The organism is Paramesorhizobium leguminum, from assembly GCF_003217235.1.
Taxonomy (GTDB): Bacteria; Pseudomonadota; Alphaproteobacteria; order Rhizobiales; family Rhizobiaceae; genus Paramesorhizobium; species Paramesorhizobium leguminum.
In genome coordinates this window covers 50,379-68,841 of sequence record NZ_QJTF01000011.1, presented here as the reverse complement: position 1 = coordinate 68,841, position 18,463 = coordinate 50,379, and the positions used below count along the sequence as shown (strand labels likewise).

The following is an 18,463-nucleotide window of genomic DNA, read 5'->3' as shown; positions in this document are numbered from 1 at the left end:
GGTGACGGTTGCGCTCCAACGAGCAATCACAGCACGCTGCCTTTACCACCCCCATCCGCCCGCTAACGCGGGCACCTTCCCCGCAGGGGGGAAGGAGGGCGTTGTGCTTACGGCGCGGCCATCGCACTTGCCGCCGCAGCCTTGGCGCCTTCCGCATGTTCCAACGCAAATTCCTCCTCCGGCGACAGGATCAGCTTATGCCGCCCGACCAGCGCGAAATAGGCGATGAACACCGCGAACCAGATGGCGACGCCGAGAATGCCCTGGCGGTAGACGGGGTCATTCAGCTGGAAGTAGAGCGTGACGAGCGCGATTGTTATGGTGAGCACTGCACTCGGTATGCCGAACGGATTGCGGAACGGGCGCTCCATGTTGGGCTGGTTCCTGCGCAACAGGATGAATGACACCGCCTGCATGATATAGCTCAGCATCGCGCCGAACACCGCCATGTTGAGTAGCGTGAAGCCGATGGCTGCGCCGCCGCGTTCCGCCCCAAGCAGGAACCAGAGGGCGAGGATAACGGCGAGGCCGAGCAGCGCGCCGCCGATCATGGCGACATGCGGGGTCTTGCGTGTGCCGTGCGTGACCGACAGGAAGGTCGGAAAATAGCCGGCGCGGCTCAGCGAATAGATCTGCCTGCCTTGCGCAAAGATGATGGTGTGGAACGAGGCGATGAGGCCCAGCACCGCGACAAGCGCCAGCCCCTTGGCCAGCCCCGAGCCATAGATCGCCTTGAAGCCGTCGAGCAGCGGCTCGCCTGACGAACCGAGCGCGAAGGAGCCGATGCCGACTACCGACGGATTGAGCGTTACAATGGCGAAGGCTGACACGATCAGCGTCAACATGCCGAGGATGATGCCGCGCGGCATGTCGCGTTTCGGGTCGATGGACTCTTCCGCCGCCAACGGCAATTGCTCGATGGCGAGGAACAGCCAGACGGCGAAGGGCAGGGCTGCGAGCGCGCCGCCGATGCCATTGGGCAGGAACGGTCCATTGCCATCAGGCAGTTCAACGCCGCCGGGGCCAATATTGAGCGCCCAGCGCGAGAAATCCATGTGGCCGAGGGCCGATATCCAGAACACGACGAGGCAGAGCAGCGCCAGGATCGTGACTACAAGCGTCACGCGGAAGGAGAGCGCCACGCCCCAGATATTGAGCCCGAGGAAGACGATATAGGCGACGACCCACCACACCGGCTGGAATTCCGGCGCGGTGCCGAAAATGCCGGTGAGATAGGAGCCGATGAAGAAGACGATGACGGCGGGCGTCAGCACATATTCGACATTTTCCGCCAGCCCGGTGAGGAAGCCGCCCCACGGGCCCATGGATGTGCGGGCGAAGGAATAGGCGGCGCCCGTATGGGGCAGGGCGGGGGACATTTCCGCGATGGCGAAGGTCAGCCCCAGATACATGATGGCGATGATGACGGTGGCGATGAACATGCCGCCCCATCCGCCCTGGAGCAGGCCGCCATTCCAGCCGGAAAAATGGCCAGATATCACCGCGCCGACGCCGAGCGCCCAAAGATGCCATGCATTGGCGTGGCGTATGAGCTGCCGGTTTTCGAAATAACTCTTGTCGCGCGTTTCATACGCGACGGTTCCAATGATTTTCTTGTCTGCACTTGCCATTTTGGTTCCCCTGTCAATTTTTGACTTGTTGACTTTCAGTGCATGCGTCCGCCGCTCCGGCGGTATAAAACGCTCCTTGAAAATTCTCCCGGATGGTCGATATCGTTCTTCTGTTGCGCGAAAATCAGATACCTATCGGCGGGTTTTGTCAAAATGAATTGATTGGGCTGTGCTAGGGATCATGCCGGGCTTTGTCAGCGATGACAAAATAGCTAGATTACGGCAATCAACGCATTCTGATTCCGGCACGCCCGTGCCGCAAATCTCCCAGACAAGGAACATCCCATGGAAAAAGCGGATATCGGACTGGTCGGCCTCGGGGTCATGGGCTCCAATCTCGCGCTCAACATCGCCGAAAAAGGCTATCGCGTCGCCGTTTATAATCGCACGCCTGACAGGACCCATGAGTTCTATGAGGATGCGGGGGAGTTGAAGGATCGGCTCATTCCCTGCGATACGCTGGAGGAGCTCGCCAACAACATCCGCGCGCCGCGGCCGATCATCCTCATGATCAAGGCCGGCGAGCCGGTGGATAACGAGACCAAGGCGCTGTTGCCGTTCCTGACGCATGAAGACATCGTCATCGATGCCGGCAACGCCAATTTCCACGATACGGTGCGCCGGCTCGCCACCATGGGACCGAACGATCCCACCTTCATGGGCATGGGCGTTTCCGGCGGTGAGGAAGGGGCGCGGCACGGGCCTTCGATCATGGTCGGCGGCACGCAGGAAGCCTATGACCGCATCGCGCCGATCCTGAACGCCATCGCGGCCAAATATGACGGTCAGCCTTGCGTCGCGCTTCTGGGGCCCGACGGCGCGGGGCATTTCGTCAAGACCATTCACAATGGCATCGAATATGCCGACATGCAGATGATCGCCGAGATCTATGGCATCTTGCGCGATGGCCTGGGCCTCTCCGCGCCCGCCATCGCCGGCGTCTTCGCCAAATGGAACGATGGTCCACTTAATTCCTATCTGATCGAAATCACCGCCAAGGTGCTCAATGCCGTCGATCCCGATACGGGCAAGGCTGTGGTGGACATCATTCTCGATTCAGCCGGGCAGAAGGGAACGGGCCGCTGGGCGGCGATCGAGGCGCAGATGCTGGGCGTTCCCGATACGGCAATCGAGGCCGCCGTCGCGGCGCGTTCGCTTTCGGCGCTGAAAAAGCAGCGGGAGACGGCGGCGAAGGCTTATCCGGGCGAAGCCGCGCTTTCGCCGCAGGATCGCGCGCGGTTCATCGACGATCTGGAGCAGGGGCTCTACGCCGGCAAGATCGCGGCCTATGCGCAGGGCTTCGCCGTGATGGCGGGCGCTTCCAGGGAGCATGACTGGAATTTGCCGCTGGCAACCATCGCCCGCATCTGGCGCGCCGGCTGCATCATCCGCTCGCAGTTCCTCGACGTGATCGCCGATGCGTTCGAGCAGGGGAACCCGGATAATCTGCTGCTGGCCCCGGCCTTTGTCGAGCGGATGACCAAAGCATCGAAGCCGTTGCGCAATGTGGTTTCCACCGCCGCGCTTGCCGGATTGCCCACCCCGGCGCTCGGCGCCGCGCTCAGCTATTTCGACAGCTACCGCCAGGCGCGCGGCACCGCCAACCTCATCCAGGCGCAGCGCGATTTCTTCGGCGCACACGGCTTCCAGCGGCTGGATCGGGAAGGGGATTTCCACGGGCCATGGTCGGACGTGGATTTTCAGGCGTGAGACTTTAGATGCTTGCATCGCCGCCCTTGGGGCGGCGATGCGGCGCTAATCGAGGATGCATTAAAGAGGAAGGGCCAAATGGACCTTGATCGCATCCTCCACGGTCGCAAGATCAGTTTTCGAAAGTGTTCCCAGTTGGTTTTTGAGGCGCGCTTTGTCTGCCGTCGTGATCTGGTCGGCCATGGCTTTGCTGCGCTTTCCGCCGACCGATACTATGGCTTCTCCCGGATAAACTCGCCCTGCGTTGCTCGTCAGGGGCACGACGACCACACGGGCCAGATGTCGGTTCGCAGAGTCGTTGCTGATGATAATTGCCGGGCGTAGCTTGCGAATCTCGCTGCCAACAGATGGATCAAAATTTACCCACCAGATGTCACCGCGCCGCATCGGAAACATCACCGATCAGGGCGTTGGACCATTCCAGTGCTTCAGCCTCGCGTTCTTCGTCGGCGGCCATGGCCCGGTAGCCTTCATCAAGCGCCGTATCCAGCACATGCGGGCGCAGTAAATCCTCAATGAATTGGCTCATTCGGCGTTTGCCGACAGTCCGGTAGAGACCCTCATACACGGCTTCGTCCAGAGTAATCGTCATTTTACGGTGCATGGTTCGTTACCTCGCTATAATACCTTATACGTATTACGTCTTTGGTGGTTGCGCAAGGGCCGCGCACTCGCTTACTCCCCCAGCACCAGCAAATCCCGTGCTGCAAAACCGATTTTCACCTTATCGCCGCGGGCGGGCGGGGGGGAGGCGGGGTTGTTGAACATGTCCAGAGAGACCTTGTTCTTGCCCAGCGAGACGCGGGTGCGGATAACGGAACCCAGGAAATGCACGTCGTGGATCGTGCCCTCGATTGCCGTGTCGTGGCCGTTCTGCTGGCCGATGGTCACGGCTTCGGGACGCAGCGCCAGCGCCAGCGTATCGCCGTTCTTATGGCCGGTGATGGGTTCCGCCAGGGTTATCCTAATACCGTCGAGATCGACGACGCCCTTTGCCGCATCATCGACCTTGCCTTCCAGCACATTGAGCGTGCCGACGAAGGAGGCGACGAAGCGGGAGGCCGGGCGGTTGTAGATGTCGAAGGGCGTGCCGACCTGATCGGCGCGGCCCTCATGCATGACGACGACGCGGTCGGAGATGGACAGCGCCTCTTCCTGATCGTGCGTCACGAAGATGGTGGTGATGCCGAGCTTTTGCTGGATCGAGCGTATCTCATCGCGTAGCGACACGCGGATCTTCGCGTCGAGCGCGGAGAGCGGCTCGTCGAGGAGCAGCACCTGCGGCTTGGTGGCGAGCGCGCGGGCGAGCGCGACGCGCTGCTGCTGGCCGCCGGAGAGCTGGTAGGGATAGCGGTCGCCGAGATTGCTCAAATGGATGAGGCTCAGCATTTCCTTGACCGTCGCGTCGATCTCCGCCTTGGGCTTGCCGGCGATGCGAAGGCCGAAGGCGACGTTCTGCGCCACCGTCATGTTGGGGAACAGCGCATAGGCCTGGAACACCATGCCGATATTGCGCTGGTTCGGCTTCAGATTGATGACATCCTTGCCGCCGATGCGGATGGTGCCGGATGTGGGCGTCTCGAAGCCCGCCACCATGCGTAAGACCGTGGTCTTGCCGCAGCCGCTGGGGCCCAGAAAGGAGACGAACTCGCCCTTCTCGATGCCCAAGGTGAAGTCCTTGACCACCGTGTTGGTTCCGAAGCTCTTCTGCAAATGGGAGATATCGAGGAAACTCATGGGAACCGATCTTAAGCTCTGAGTGACACGCCGCATCATCTTATCCGAAAAGTCTGCAACTTTTCGGGATCATGCTCCAGGCGCTTTGAATTTACTGAAACGCGACACGAGCTGGATCAGCGCGATGCTGAGCCATGTCACGGCGAAGGAGATGACCGCGAGGGCGGACGGCTCATAGGCGCGGTTGGCGCCGACGAGCTGGAGATAGGGGCCGAAGGCAGGCCGGTTGAGGAGCGAGGCGAGCGTGAATTCGCCGATGACGATGGCGAATGTGATGAACGCGCCGGAGAGCACACCCGACATGACATTCGGGAAGATGACTTTGAACAGGATCGTCGGCCAGCCGGCGCCGAGGCTTTCGGCGGCCTCCGTCAGGGTGCGTACGTCGATGGAGCGCATGGCGGTATCGACGGCGCGGTACATATAGGGCAGCGACAGCGTCACGTAGCCGAACATCAGCAGCAGGTCCGTCATCCGGCGCGAGTCGGTGAACGGTAGGATGGACGAGGAATTGTAGATCCGCAGATAGCCGAAGACGATGACGATGGCCGGGATCACCAGCGGCATGAGCGTAATGAACTCGACGATGGGGCGGAGTTGCGGCAGGCGCAGCCTGATCCAGTAGGCGGTCGGCACCACGAGGAGGGTGCCGAAGACGATAGTCAGCAGGCCCATGACGGTAGAATAGGCGAAGGTCGCCTGGAAGGCCGGGTCGGAGAAGACGACGCGGTAGGCGTCGAAGGAATATTCGCCGCGCCGCATGCGCAGCGAGAATTCGAACGTGCCGATCAGCGGCACGAGGAAATAGATCGCGCCGATGGCGAAGGCGACCCATGCGCCGATGCGTTGCGCCTTCATTTCTGCCACCTTTCGGCGCGCATCCGCAGCCAGATGTAGAGCACATTGGACGCGCCGGTGATGAGGATCATGCCGAGCGCCAGCGCATAGCCGAGGTTCTCATTATGCAGCACGTCGCCGCGGATCTGCGCATAAAGCAGGATGGGCACGATGTTGAGCGATGAGCCCGTCAGCGCATAGGCGGTGGCGATGGCGCCGAAGGCGTTTGCGAAGAGGAGCAGGCTGGTGCCGAGCAGGCTTGGCCACAAAATGGGAAAGACCACCATGCGCCAGTATTGCACCGTCGTCGCGCCCAGGATGGAGGAGGCTTCGCGCCATTCCTTCTTCAAGCCGTCGAGGGCAGGGGTCAGGATCAACACCATCAACGGTATCTGGAAGAACATGTAGGTGAGCGTCAGGCCGGAGAAGCTCAGGAGATTGAAGCCGGTCGAATAGAGGTTGAAGCCGAACCACTCGTTGAGCAAAACCGTGACGAGGCCGGTGCGGCCAAGCGTGGCGAGAAAGGCGAAGGCGAGGGGGACGCCGGCGAAGTTGGACGCGACCCCGGAAAAGGTCAGCACCGTCGGGCGCAGCCATGCGGGCAGGCCGCCAAGTACGATCGCCCAAGCGAGGAAGAAACCGATGATCGCGCCGCCGAGAGCCGAGGCAAGGCTGATGCGGATCGAAATCCAGTACGCGCTCAGGATCGTCGGCTGGAAGAGATCGGCAATGTTCTGGAAGGTGAAATTACCGGCCTGATCCTTGAACGCGCCGACAATGAGAAACAGCGTCGGCCAGATGAGAAACAGGATGGCGAAAAGGAAAAACGGTGCGACGCCTAGCCATTCGAGCGGCAGGCGCCGCGCAAGCGATGGCTTTACGGTCGTTGTCGTGTCCGGAATATTGCTCATAGCGGCCCGCCCCTATGCTTTTCGCCGGGCGACAATATGGCCGCCCGGCGAAAAAGCTATTTACTGGACGTTCGCGCCGACGACGCTATCCCAGGACTTGGTAATCGCGGCCTTGCCCGCTTCCTGGTCGGCAAGCGTCGGGAAGACGGCCTTCTCATAGGCAGCCGCGGGCGGCAGCTTGGCCAGCAGATCGGCTGGGATCTTGCCGTTCTTGGCGAGATCGTTGAAGCGGATCGGGTGGCAATAGCCCTTCAGATAGCCGAGCTGGCCTTCGTCGGAATAGAGATATTCCATCCAGAGCTTGGCGGCGTTGGGATGCGGCGCATAGGCGCTGATCGCCTGGACATAGACGCCGGCGACGACGCCGGACTTCGGCACGACGACTTCCACATTGGGGTTGCCATTGAGCGTGTCGCGATCGGCGAGGCCGTTATAATCCCAGCGCACGAGGATGGGCGTCGAGCCTTGGGCCACGGACGCGGCCTTGCCGATGACGGGCACGAAATTTCCCTTGGCATTCAGCTGCTTGAAAAAGTCGAGACCGGCTTCGCCCGCCTTCGCGCCGGCAGCGGCGCCGGTGGAAAGACCGGCGGCATAAACGCCGAGGATCGCCTGGTTGGACGCGCGCGGATCACCGGCGAGCGCGACCGAATTCTTGTACTCGTCCTTGAGCAGGTCGGACCAGTCTTGCGGCGCGTCCTTGATGATGTCCTTGTTCACTTCGAACGAGAGAACGCCATAATAATCGCCGTACCAGGCGCCATCGGCATCCTTGGCGCTATCAGGGATCGAATCCCAGGTCGAAACCTTGTAGGGCTGGATCAGGCCGTCTTTCTTGGCGGATGGACCGAAGGAGAAGCCGACATCGATGACATCAGGCGCCTGCGGGCCCTTGTTGTCCTTATTGGCCTTGATGGCCTCGATTTCGTCGCCCGAACCTGCATCCGGGTTCAGCTCGTTGATCGTGATGCCGTATTTCTTCGTGAAGCCGGCGAGCAGGTCGCCATATCCGCACCAGCTGTGGGGCAGCGCGATGGTCGTCAGCTGACCCTCTGCCTTGGCGGCGGCGATAAGTTCGGCGGAAGGCTCCGCGGCGGCGACGGATGTGCCGAGAATGGCGAGAGCGGTCGAAAGACACAGCAAGCGTGCTGAATACCCAAGCATGTAAAAACTCCCCTGGTTGGAACGGCGAACGCCTTTGGCTTGATCCAGCATCCGCGCCATCCCGATAGTCCCCTCGAATGACATTTGGATGACAGCCGCCGCAGGATCTTCAACGTCGTACGGCGAGAAGTGAAACATTTTTTATGGGGCTTAGCAATTGATCCTTTTGGGAAATCAGCGGGGGGAGCGATTCAATATTGCAGAAATACTACATTTCCATGACGGGGGAGAATATTCGCGGGAGGCGTATGAATGTAAATTTTCTTACAAAAATCGTCTCCCGACTTTTTGGGATAAGAAAATGTGATCCTGAGTTTATTCCTCATTGCGCCTTAATGGCCCCCACCGCCGCCTGCCGCCTTGCCGGGCTTGCGCACAAGAATGGCGAGGAGTGCCAGCGAGGCGAACAGCATGGTCAGAAGGAAGAAGACATCGATGAAGGACATCAGCGTCGCCTGCTGGCGGGCCATGCCGGCGAGCCGGGAGAGGGCGACCGTGCTGCCATCAAGGCCGCTGGCGTTGAATTTTGCCGTCAGATTGGCGAGCATATCCGTCGCGGCGCGGTTGCCCCAATTGATGTGCTCCGCCAAGCGCTCATAGTGCATGTCGGCGCGATCGGTCAGGATTGTGTTGATGACGGCAAGACCGACGGCGCCGCCCAGATTTCGCGTCAGGTTGAAGAGGCCGGAGGCATTTTTCATGCGCGCGGGCGGCAGGGTGCCGAGCGCGATATTGTTGATCGGCACCATGCAGAGCATCAGCGAACAGCCGCGCAGGATTTGCGGCAGCAGCAGTTCATGGAAATCCCAATCCGCGGTCAGGCCCGTCATGGTCCATGTGCCGGCAGCGAAGCCGAGGAAGCCGAGCATCATCATCAGGCGCGGGTCCATCTTGTTCGACAGGAAGCCTGCGATCGGCGCGGTCATGAACATGGCAAGGCCGCTGATAAACAGCGTTTCGCCTATCATCAGCGCGTCATAGCCGCGGATCTGGCCGAGATAGAGCGGATAGAGATAGGTCAGCCCATAGAGGCCGATGCCCATGACGAAAGAGAACAGCGAGCCGAAGGCGAAGTTGACATTAGTGAAAGCGCGCAGATCGGCAATCGGCTCTTCCGCCGTGAATGCGCGGTAGAAAAAGACGACCGCGCCGATGACAAGAACGATGCTGAGAATGAAGATAGCCTCATCCTGAAGCCAGTCGTTGCGCGGCCCTTCTTCAAGGACATATTCGAGCGACCCCAGAAAAGCAGCCATGCCGGCGAGGCCCCACCAGTCGAACTTGCTCAAAAGCGAGCTGTCGCCCTCGTCGAAATCGATGAGGTTCCATGCCGCGAGGCTCACCAGTATGCCGGGAAAGACATTGACGAGGAACAGCCAGTGCCAGGAGAAGGCGTCGCTCAGATAGCCGCCGACCGTTGGGCCGATGGTGGGGGCAAGGGTGGCGACAAGGCCGATCATCGGCGAGACGATGGCGCGCTTCGATGGCGGGAAGATCGTGAATGCCGCTGCAAACACGCTGGGGATCATGCCGCCGCCGATGAAGCCCTGTATGGCGCGGTAGATGATCATCTGGTCGATATTGGTGGCGGTTGCGCACAGAATGCTGGCGAGGGTGAAACCAGCTGCCGCGACGGTGAACAGCACGCGCGTCGAGAGCAGGCGTCCAAGGAAGCCGGAAAGCGGGATCATGATGACTTCCGCGATCAGGTACGAGGTCTGCACCCAGGATATCTCATCCGAACTGGCGCTCAACCCCGCCTGAATTTCCGCCAGCGAGGCCGAGACGATCTGGATATCCAGGATAGCCATGAACATGCCGAAGACCATCGCAAGGAAGGCGATGGCCTTTTTCGGATCGATGCGGTCGTCGGCGGGAGACAGCGATGCCGGCATGTCGGCTGTGGTGGCGGCCATGGATTTTACTTTCTTAGCTAACGCGTAGCGTTGCGGCGATTCTTTCCCTCCCCCTTGCGGGGAGGGTGGCCCGAAGGGTCGGGTGGGGGTGGTGACGTTTGCGCCTCTGCTGAAGATCGTAGCGCAAACGTCGCCACCCCCATCCGCCCGCTCCGCGGGGTTCGTCGCTGGAAAAGCCAAATCGTTGGCTTTTCCTCGGCCCTACGGCCGAACGCTCCTCAATCCCCGCATGGGGGAAGGAGGGCGCTCTTACTTCACCACCGCCGCGACGGTGTTTTCCGCCGGCGCCGTGCGTGTATCGATGCTGACGATGGCGCTGAGCCCTGCGCGGAACTTGCCGGTGGCAAGTGCATCCTGTGGGATGGAGATGCGGACTGGAACGCGCTGGACGACCTTGGTGAAATTGCCCGTGGCGTTTTCCGGCGGCAGCAGCGAGAAGACCGCGCCAGAGGCAGGCGCGACGGAAGCCACAGTGCCTTCGAAGGTTTCGCCATCGAGCGCATCGACGGAGATTTCAACCTTCTCGCCGGGCTTGATTTCGGCTAGCTGCGTTTCCTTGAAATTTGCGTCGATATAGAGATGATCGACCGGCACGAGCGCCGCGATCCTCTGGCCGGCGCTGACAAGGTCGCCAAGCTTGCCGGAGAGATTGCCGATCGCGCCGTCGAAGGGGGCGCGGATGGTGGCGAAGGAAAGATCGCGTTCCGCCTTGTCGCGCGCGAGCTCGAGCGACTTCATGCCGCTTTCGGCTTCCTTGTATTGTGCCTGGAGCACGCCGACATTGGCCTCGGCCGCTGCAATCTGCGCGTCCGCTCCCGCCACATTGGCGTCCGCCTGATTGAGGGCGGATGTGGCGCTGTCCAGATCGGACTGGGATACAAAGCGCGTGTTGTGCAATTGCTGGGACCGCTCCATCGTCGCCTTGGCATTGGTCGCAATCGCGCTGGTGGCGAGTTTCGTCGCCTGCGCCTGCTGCAGCGAGGCCTGGGCCGCCTTGATCTGGGCGATGATGCGGGAAAGCGTCTGCGCTTGCGTGGCGATTTTGGCTTCGGCCTCTTCAAGCGCGATGCGGTAATCGCCGTCATCGAGCTGGAAGATGACATCGCCCGCCTTGACGAACTGGTTCGCGGCGACGGGCACCTTTTCGATATAGCCTGTTACCTTCGGCGAAATGTCGGCGATGTCGCCCTGAACATAGGCGTCATCGGTCGTCACCAGAAAGCGGCCGTTCGTCCAGTAATCATAGCCGTACCAGCCCGCGCCGACGATGCCGCCGGCAAGCAGAACCGGGAGCACGACCCGCCGGCCGATGCCTTTTTTCTTCCTGCCCTCGGCAGCCTTGCCATCGCCGGCCCCGATCTTGGGGCTTGCGGCAGGCGAATGCGGCGCCGGTTGTTCGGCGCGAGGATCAAGCGGAGCGGGGCCTTCTACATCCTGCCTCATCACAGGAAAGGGGCGGACCTTACCGGTTTCATTGACGCCGCTTTCAGCGGGCTTGGAAGCGGATACGGATGTAGACATGGGAAAGATGACTTTCTACAAAATCTCGTCGGCGAACGAACCGATCGGTTCGACGGTTGACTTAGATCAGGACAAGCGCCATATCAAGGGCAATCGAACCGTTTGGTTCGAAAAAATGTAACGAGCGTTGAAGAGTGTTCAAGAAAATGACTGGCGAAGGCAAAGCTGGAGAAATCCTCGCGGACAAATGCGAGGAGCGCGGCGAAGCAGGGTTTTCGCGTCAGCCAAGGCTTGGCGCGGGGCAGGATCCGGCCAAGCGCAGCCAGATATTGGATGGCGCGCGCCGTGTTTTCCTCCGCATGGGCTTCGATGCCGCCAGCATCAATGACATAACGCGCGAGGCGGGGGTCTCCAAAGGCACGATCTATGTCTATTTCACCGGCAAGGAAGAGTTGTTCGAGGCGCTATGCGACGAATATCGCGCGGCGATGTTCGCCGATCTCATGGCCGACATCGAAAAGGGACTTTCCGGGCGCGAGGCTCTTATCAAGTTCGGCATTTCGCTTGGTACGCTGATTACATCGGAACCGGTCATTCGCGCCCAGCGGATCGTGATTGGCGTCGCCGACCGGATGCCGGAAATCGGCGCGCGTTTTTATGAACAGGGGCCGAAGCGCGGAAAGGCTCTGCTCAAGAAATTTCTGGACAAGCAGGTCGCCGACGGACACCTCGACATAGAAGATACCGAGCTTGCGGGCCATCAACTGGGCGGCATGTTTCTGGCCGGCATCTATCGGGAGCGATTGTTCGGAGCGATGGCCGAAGAGCCCGATGCCGAACAGATACGGAGAACCGTCATCTCAGCGGTCGATCTCTTTTTCGCCGGCTATGCGCCGAGACGGCGCGAAAATTAAAAATCTCAAGCAAAATGAGGATTTTAGAGCCTATGCAACCAGGAATAGTTGCTGGGCGTCAGGCACGTGACAAATTCCGTCTATTTTGTGCATAAGTTTGCGGAAGTTGTTGAATCCGTTTGGGATACCAGTTCCTTTTTGTGCCAGTTTCACGTCTTGTAGCCAAGTCGAATATTCGACTCGCTTAAAGGCGTGATGCCGTTTATGGACGGCTTGCGAAGACGACCATTCATTTCCTGTGGGCTGGCGGCTAAGGATATACAATGAGCCTTGATCTTGTGCATTTTCCAAATTTCAAGAAGAGCTTTTTTGGTTCTTCTTCCAAGAATGGCGCATTGGAACTATTTTGCCGTGTTCGCGATGATCTTGGCTGCCAGCATATCGCGCATGTTTCGCGCACCAGGCTGGACGAGACCGTCAAGAGCAATCCGTCGGACCTGTCGGTCGTCATGACCTATCCCACCAGCTGGATATTGCGCTATTCGGCCAAGAATTACTTCAGCGTCGATCCCATGATGCAGGACGACTCGCCGCTCCTACGCAGCGATGCCGCCGGAAAGCTTCGCAATCTCGAGGAGGATGCCCAGAGCAATCCGGACGTGCAGGCCTTCATTCAGGATGGGCAAAAGCATGGGTTGGGTAATCTCTTCATCGCGGTCGGGGCGGCAAACGCGCATGGGTTTCCCGGCTCTACGCTCTTTACCTTCGATATCGGGGATGCCGACAAGGACAAGTTCATCGAGAAATTGCGCCCAAAGCTTCTGGGCGCATCGAGCCAGATTCATAACTCGCTCTATGGTAGCAGGGAAGGCGGGGCGGCAGCTGCGAACCTTCTTACCCGGCGCGAGATCGATTGCCTGCGCTGGGCGGCTGCCGGCAAGACGGATGGTGAAATCGCGGAAATCCTCCACATCGCCCGCTGGACGGTGGTGACCTATCTGCAAAACGCCAAGATAAAGCTCGGCTGCTCCAACCGCACTTCGGCGGTGGCCACAGCTCTGTCGCTCGGCATTATCGAGATGCCGGATGCTTCGCATTTACAGTCGTGAGGAAGTAGTGCGATAGTGCCCGGCATTATGGGGAAAGCCGGGGGGCAATGGTGGCTAAGGATAATCGCAAACCAATCGACAGTTCGGCCGGCATCACCTATACTTACCAGAAGAGACGAGGTGGGGAGCCGCCTTCTGGAGATGGCATGGAAGCTCGCGTAGCCGCACTTGAGACGAAGTTTGATAAGATCGACGGCAAGCTGGATAGGCTTATCGACGCGGTAAGCATGGTCAAGCTTGATATCGTGCGGGTGGATGGACGAGTATCCACAATCGATGCGAAGGTCAGCGCGCTGAATTTGGATGTTACCGAAATAAAGGGCCGCATGACCGCAAGTGAGCAAGCCTTCAGCTTGCTGAGTTCGGATGTTGCCGAAATCAAGGGCCGTGTGGCCACCCTGCCAAGTGCTTCGGATGTTGCCGAGATCAAAGGGCGTATAGCCACTCTGCCTAGCGCGGAGGCTTTTGGACATCTGCGTGGGCGCGTCGATAGCCTTCCTACCACAGCCCGGATTGCCAGCATGTTGGGTATTGCGGTGGGGATAATCACCATTGCCAATAACTGGCAAACTGTTCTGGCATTTTTCAAATAACGATTCTCTAGCCGCTTTTCACCGGAATCCTTGCACTCTCAAACGCCTTGGCCAGCCGCGCGGTATTCAACGCCGGGCTTTCATCCGCCTGGTCGAAGGCGATGTGGTTCAGGTTGATTTCGGCGCCTTCCGCGCTGATCAGGACCCGGAAATAGGCGTAGACGCCCTCGTTGCGGAATTCCATGTCGAGGGTGATGCGGGGCGGGCGGTTCCAGTCCAGTTCATATTCTCCGCCATGGCCGAACTGCAGGATTTGCGGAGAGAAGTGCAGTTCCGTCGCCGAATTGACGATATCGGCGATATTGGCGAAAAGATCGCAGCGGATAAACGCGATGTAATCAGCGACATCGACAAGCTTAAGGTCATGGATGACTTCACGCATGTGCCCAGCGATGATCGCTTCACGCGTCTGCGAAAATTGCGTGCTTCTCATGCGCTCACCGCATATGGTTTTTGGCGGGAATTGATGAACTGGATGAGTTCCGCGACCGCTTTGTAGAATTCCGGGGCTATGATCTGATCTACCCGCATCTGCTTATGCAACGATCGGGCTAGCTGGACATCCTCGAAGACGGGGATGCCGTTGGCCTCGGCGATTTCGCGGATTTTCAATGCGATCAGGTCCTGCCCCTTGGCGACGACGACCGGCGCGGAATCCTCCGCCGGCCGGTAACGCAAGGCAACCGCAAAATGTGTCGGATTGGCGACGATGAGGGTTGCGGTGGGAACCGCGGCGATCATGCGTCGGCGCGCCCTGTCACGGCCCAGCGAACGCTGGCGCGATTTCACCAGCGGGTTGCCTTCGGACTGCTTGTGCTCGTCCTTGACCTCCTGCTTGGTCATGCGCAATTCGCCGCGCCAGTGGATGCGTGACCAGGCGATATCGAACCCGGCGAGGACGGTGATGGCGACGGCATTGGCGGCGAGGAGATGGACGACGTTCAACCGGATGAATTCGGGCAGGGCGCGGGGGTCGGTGGCAATGGCATCGGTGAACAGCGCCTTGCTGTTGAAGAAGACGAAAAAGACGACGAGGCTTGCGGCGGAGAGCTTGAACAGGGATTTAAGGAACTCGACTTGGCCCGCCTTGCCGAAGATGCGCGTCCAGCCCTTGGCAGGCGAAATGCGCGAGAATTGCGGGCGGATGCGCTCGCCCACAAAACGCGGCGCGTTCTGGAAAGCGGAGGCCGCGATGCCTGCGAGCGGCACGATCACCAGAATTGGCAGAAGGGCGGTGCCGACCGCGATCGCAAGCAGCTGAAACAGCTGGCCTGCATCCTCGCTCGAGTTAAGCAGCCAATCCTCGGGCCGGTCGATGAGTTCCGCCAGAAAGAAAGTGAGCTTGGCCGCGCCGGGCGCGCTAATGAAGACGGCGATGATAAGAAAGGCGACGACCGAGGCGAGAATCGGCACTTCCTTGGCGAAGGGCAGATTACCCTTTTCCACGGCATCGCGAACCTTCTGCTCGGAGGCCTCTTCCGTTTTGCTTTCTTTATCGGGGGCGTCGGACATGGTTATGGCATGTCGCGCTGGAACTGAAGAATCGTTGGCGCAATACCCCCCTCTGCCCTGCCGGGCATCTCCCCCTCAAGGAGGGAGATTGGCTGACATTGCTTACGGCCCCCATCCTGCGCCATTTGCGATTGGTGCCGAGCGTTGATGAAGGCGTAATCTCCCCCCTTGAGGGGGAGATGTCCGGCAGGACAGAGGGGGGTGACTCGGACAAGCATTGTCATATCCAGTCGCACTCAAACCACCCCTTCCGCCTCAAGCTCAATCAGCCCACGTTCCGCCAGTGAAATGGCCGTGCGGGCAATCGCGCGGCGGGCGTCGGCGATGTTCTGCGCCGTGATATTGGCTTGTCCGGCGGCGAGTTCGGTCTCGACCATTCGGCGTCCGCGCGTGGAGAGGGAAGACAGGACCAATTCCTGCAATCTGGCATCAGCCCCACGCAGCGCGGTGGTGACCTGATCCGTCGGCACCTCATCGAACAGAAGCAGGCGCGCGCGCTGCGACAGCCGTCCGATATCCTCGAAGGTGAACAGCTTGGCCTTGATCCGTGAAAGATCGTCGTCATTCAAATCCGAAAGGCTATGCAGCATCTCGTCGATTTCGAATTTATCGAGCTGGTTCAGGATATTGGCGATCTGGCCGTGATTGGCTTGGCTGGCGCCCTTGTCCGTCCTGCCGGTTACTTCGCGCCGCAGGACATCTTCCAGCATTTCAGACACAGCCGGCGTGACGGCGCGGATATGCAGGGTGCGCTGCACGACGGCGCTGCGAAGCTGAGAGGGAAGGCCGATGAAGAGGCGGGCGGCGATGTCCGACGGCAGTTTCGAAATCGTGTAAGCGATGATTTGCGGGTGCTGTTCGACGAGGTAGGCCTGCAACGTTTCCACCGGCAGGCGGGTAAGCTGATCCCATACCGATTCCTGCACCAGCGCTGCTCTGGGCCGCTCGTCGAAGAGCGCCTCCACTTCGTCCTGTGGGAGGGCCTCGCGCAGCAAGCCTTCAAAACGCAGGCCTGCTTCCGAAAGCGACGCGCCATCGGCGAATGCGTCTTCGAATTCCTTGACCAGTTCCTCGAAATCAGTTGGCGATATCGGGTCCAGCTTGCGGGCCTGTGTCGCAAGCAGGCGCAGATCGTCCTGCTGGAAATGCTTGAGAAGACGCGCCGCCGCGGGCCGCCCTATGGCAACCAGGAGAGCCGCCGCCTTTTGCGGGCCGGACAATGGCGCGATGGTCCGCGCGTCTTCCGCTTCCGTCTCTTCCGCTTCTTTTTCGTACATCGCTTACTTGCCGATGACTTCGGTCAGGCTGACGCCGAAACGGGAGGAATCGTCTTCCAGCACGATCACCTCGCCGCGGGCGATGACCCGGCCGTTGACGACGATATCGACCGGATCGCCGATCTGCTTGTCGAGCGTGACGACAGCGCCGCGTCCGAGCTTCATCAGATTGGCGACCGGCATGGTCGTGCCGCCCAGCACCACCTGCACATCGACTGGAATTCCCATGATGAGATCCAGGTTCGGTTTGTTCGCGCCGGAGCTTGCGTTCGCGGGGCGGCTGGGGCGCGGCGCGTTATCCAGCTCGTCGATCGCGTTGTCGAATTCCTTGTCCATCGTCGTTCCCTTTTATGAATGCGCGCCCTTTTATGAATGCGCGGTTGCGGTGCTGACGCGACGATGCACGAAGACCGGCAGCTGCCTTGCCTGCGCCGGCGCGGCGAGGGGCTCAGGCGCGGCGGCGGCTGCCGCAGTTGCGGGGCGAGATGGGGCGGACGCGCGCAGCGCATACAGCGCACGGATATCACCGCGCAAATCGGCGCGGATGCGCTCCATGAGCTCGAGCGAGCGGGTGATTTCGCGCTGGGCCTTCGCGGTTTCCTCAAGGCGCGCATTCAGCTTCCGCCCCTCATCACGGAGGTCGTCGTGCTCGCTTCTGAGCGCCGCAAACGCGTTCTCCAGACCCGCGGAGGCGGTCGCGATTTCGGCAGCCATCATCCGGCCAAGGCGGATCATTTGCGCCGCCTTGCGCAGCGCCACGATGACAACGGCAATCGAGACGAGCGAAAGCGCCGCCGAAATAGCGTTAACCAGCAGCAAGTTCATCGATAAGATCCTCTTCCTGATTGACCGGATCCCCGATCCGCACGGTGAAATTAGCGCCCGCCTTGCCGAGCGTACATTTGAAGAGTGCCTGTCCGCCGCTACGCAGGCGGACCTGCTCAATGGCGTCTTTCGGCAGTTTCAACACCTGGCCTGGCTGGAGGCGGGAAATTTCATCCAGCGTCATGGTGCCTTGCTGGATGAATGCCTCTATGCCAACTTTCGCGCGGCTCACCTCGATCCGCAGCTTTCGCGCCCATGCGGGGTCCGAATGGGCCGATGGCTTGCGCAACAGGTCCGCGATCGCCTCCTGCATTGGGCGATGACAGGCGCGCGGCATCAGGAGCCGTACAGTTCCCGTCTTGCCCGCTGCTCGAATAGTGAAGGCACAGGCGAAAAGCCGGGATTGGCCGAATTCTTCAAGATCGAATGCGCTCGTCTGCACCGGCTCGCCGACACGGAAGATCTGTTGCTCCGCGCCGGCGAATACATGATCCAGCGCCGCGCCCAGATGAGCGAAGAGTTCGCGCGCGACCTTGCGTTCCACGCTGGTGAACGCCCTTGGCGTATCGAAGGAATCGAAATTCGCGCCGGCACCGAACAAGGCTTCAACCCCGGAAAAAACAAAGGCCCGGTCGGCGACCATATGGATGGTGCTGCCCCAGGGGTCGACATGAACAGGCGCTATCACGGCGTCGCGGGCCAGCAGCATCTCGACCTGCGCCCGCTCGACGCTTTCCATTCCGGAAACCTCGGTCTCGACGGCAACGGGGGTCAATTCCTTCAGGCGCCCCGAGAATGTCGCCGCGGCGTCCTTGAAGACATGGCCCAGCGATTTGAGGTCGTCCACCGACATGCCGGCGGCGCGCAGGATGCTTTCCGCCAGGATGTCGGGTTTCGCAGCTTGGGTGGAGCCGTCGTCGGTCATC

19 protein-coding genes are annotated in these 18,463 nt (G+C 60.3%); 4 read left to right on the top strand and 15 right to left on the bottom strand.

The genetic code is table 11. The features are described from left to right. Positions 1-107 precede the first annotated feature (107 nt). Complete coding sequence (locus C7477_RS10780; protein WP_110751940.1) at positions 108-1,631, bottom strand: amino acid permease; 1,524 nt, start codon at positions 1,629-1,631, stop codon at positions 108-110. A gap of 285 nt (positions 1,632-1,916) precedes the next feature. Between C7477_RS10780 and gndA the strand changes: the two genes are divergently transcribed. Next, on the top strand, positions 1,917-3,341 hold the full coding sequence (gndA, locus tag C7477_RS10775; RefSeq protein ID WP_110751938.1) for an NADP-dependent phosphogluconate dehydrogenase: 1,425 nt from the start codon (positions 1,917-1,919) through the stop codon (positions 3,339-3,341). Positions 3,342-3,401: 60 nt separating this feature from the next. Here the strand turns inward: gndA and C7477_RS10770 are convergent, their stop codons facing one another. The 8 genes from C7477_RS10770 to C7477_RS10735 all read right to left on the bottom strand — a co-directional run bounded on the left by C7477_RS10770 (position 3,402) and on the right by C7477_RS10735 (position 11,427). Continuing rightward, complete coding sequence (locus C7477_RS10770) at positions 3,402-3,728, bottom strand: type II toxin-antitoxin system PemK/MazF family toxin (RefSeq protein WP_110751936.1); 327 nt, start codon at positions 3,726-3,728, stop codon at positions 3,402-3,404. After that, on the bottom strand, positions 3,715-3,933 hold the full coding sequence (locus C7477_RS10765) for a hypothetical protein (RefSeq protein WP_210206142.1): 219 nt from the start codon (positions 3,931-3,933) through the stop codon (positions 3,715-3,717). Before C7477_RS10765 ends, C7477_RS10770 begins: the two co-directional genes overlap by 14 nt. An 83-nt stretch (positions 3,934-4,016) precedes the next feature. Next, positions 4,017-5,078: an ABC transporter ATP-binding protein gene (locus tag C7477_RS10760; RefSeq protein ID WP_110751932.1), complete on the bottom strand. Its 1,062-nt coding sequence runs from the start codon at positions 5,076-5,078 to the stop codon at positions 4,017-4,019. A 69-nt stretch (positions 5,079-5,147) separates the two neighbouring features. Beyond that, complete coding sequence (locus C7477_RS10755) at positions 5,148-5,936, bottom strand: ABC transporter permease (protein WP_110751930.1); 789 nt, start codon at positions 5,934-5,936, stop codon at positions 5,148-5,150. Beyond that, the gene (locus tag C7477_RS10750; RefSeq protein ID WP_110751928.1) at positions 5,933-6,826 is read right to left on the bottom strand and encodes an ABC transporter permease; all 894 of its coding nucleotides are present in this window, start codon (positions 6,824-6,826) and stop codon (positions 5,933-5,935) included. Before C7477_RS10750 ends, C7477_RS10755 begins: the two co-directional genes overlap by 4 nt. Positions 6,827-6,886: 60 nt before the next feature. After that, a complete protein-coding gene (locus C7477_RS10745; RefSeq protein WP_110752029.1) occupies positions 6,887-7,990 on the bottom strand; it encodes an ABC transporter substrate-binding protein in 1,104 nt (367 codons plus the stop codon). A 332-nt stretch (positions 7,991-8,322) separates the two neighbouring features. After that, positions 8,323-9,906: a DHA2 family efflux MFS transporter permease subunit gene (locus C7477_RS10740; protein WP_110751926.1), complete on the bottom strand. Its 1,584-nt coding sequence runs from the start codon at positions 9,904-9,906 to the stop codon at positions 8,323-8,325. A gap of 249 nt (positions 9,907-10,155) precedes the next feature. After that, entirely contained in the window at positions 10,156-11,427 is a 1,272-nt protein-coding gene (locus tag C7477_RS10735) for an HlyD family secretion protein (protein WP_245411806.1), read from the bottom strand. A gap of 146 nt (positions 11,428-11,573) precedes the next feature. Here C7477_RS10735 and C7477_RS10730 point away from each other — a divergent pair, with 146 nt between their 5' ends. The 3 genes from C7477_RS10730 to C7477_RS10720 all read left to right on the top strand — a co-directional run bounded on the left by C7477_RS10730 (position 11,574) and on the right by C7477_RS10720 (position 13,923). After that, positions 11,574-12,281 (top strand): TetR/AcrR family transcriptional regulator, encoded by a 708-nt coding sequence (locus C7477_RS10730; RefSeq protein WP_110751922.1) that lies wholly within the window; start codon positions 11,574-11,576, stop codon positions 12,279-12,281. Between the two features lie 263 nt (positions 12,282-12,544). Continuing rightward, the gene (locus C7477_RS10725; protein WP_110751920.1) at positions 12,545-13,330 is read left to right on the top strand and encodes a helix-turn-helix transcriptional regulator; all 786 of its coding nucleotides are present in this window, start codon (positions 12,545-12,547) and stop codon (positions 13,328-13,330) included. Positions 13,331-13,377: 47 nt separating this feature from the next. Continuing rightward, positions 13,378-13,923 (top strand): hypothetical protein, encoded by a 546-nt coding sequence (locus tag C7477_RS10720; RefSeq protein WP_181418395.1) that lies wholly within the window; start codon positions 13,378-13,380, stop codon positions 13,921-13,923. Positions 13,924-13,930: 7 nt separating this feature from the next. Here C7477_RS10720 and C7477_RS10715 read toward each other — a convergent pair whose 3' ends face one another. The 6 genes from C7477_RS10715 to C7477_RS10685 form a co-directional block, all read right to left on the bottom strand. Continuing rightward, the gene (locus C7477_RS10715; protein ID WP_110751916.1) at positions 13,931-14,356 is read right to left on the bottom strand and encodes a hypothetical protein; all 426 of its coding nucleotides are present in this window, start codon (positions 14,354-14,356) and stop codon (positions 13,931-13,933) included. Continuing rightward, positions 14,353-15,435: an EscU/YscU/HrcU family type III secretion system export apparatus switch protein gene (locus C7477_RS10710; RefSeq protein ID WP_110751914.1), complete on the bottom strand. Its 1,083-nt coding sequence runs from the start codon at positions 15,433-15,435 to the stop codon at positions 14,353-14,355. Before C7477_RS10710 ends, C7477_RS10715 begins: the two co-directional genes overlap by 4 nt. Positions 15,436-15,671: 236 nt before the next feature. After that, entirely contained in the window at positions 15,672-16,712 is a 1,041-nt protein-coding gene (locus tag C7477_RS10700) for a flagellar motor switch protein FliG (protein WP_110751912.1), read from the bottom strand. Positions 16,713-16,715: 3 nt separating this feature from the next. Then, positions 16,716-17,048 (bottom strand): flagellar motor switch protein FliN, encoded by a 333-nt coding sequence (gene fliN, locus C7477_RS10695; RefSeq protein ID WP_110751910.1) that lies wholly within the window; start codon positions 17,046-17,048, stop codon positions 16,716-16,718. A gap of 30 nt (positions 17,049-17,078) precedes the next feature. Then, a complete protein-coding gene (locus tag C7477_RS10690) occupies positions 17,079-17,537 on the bottom strand; it encodes a BAB2_0123 family type IV secretion system effector (protein ID WP_110751908.1) in 459 nt (152 codons plus the stop codon). Then, positions 17,518-18,462: a FliM/FliN family flagellar motor switch protein gene (locus tag C7477_RS10685; RefSeq protein WP_110751906.1), complete on the bottom strand. Its 945-nt coding sequence runs from the start codon at positions 18,460-18,462 to the stop codon at positions 17,518-17,520. Before C7477_RS10685 ends, C7477_RS10690 begins: the two co-directional genes overlap by 20 nt. Position 18,463: the final 1 nt, after the last annotated feature.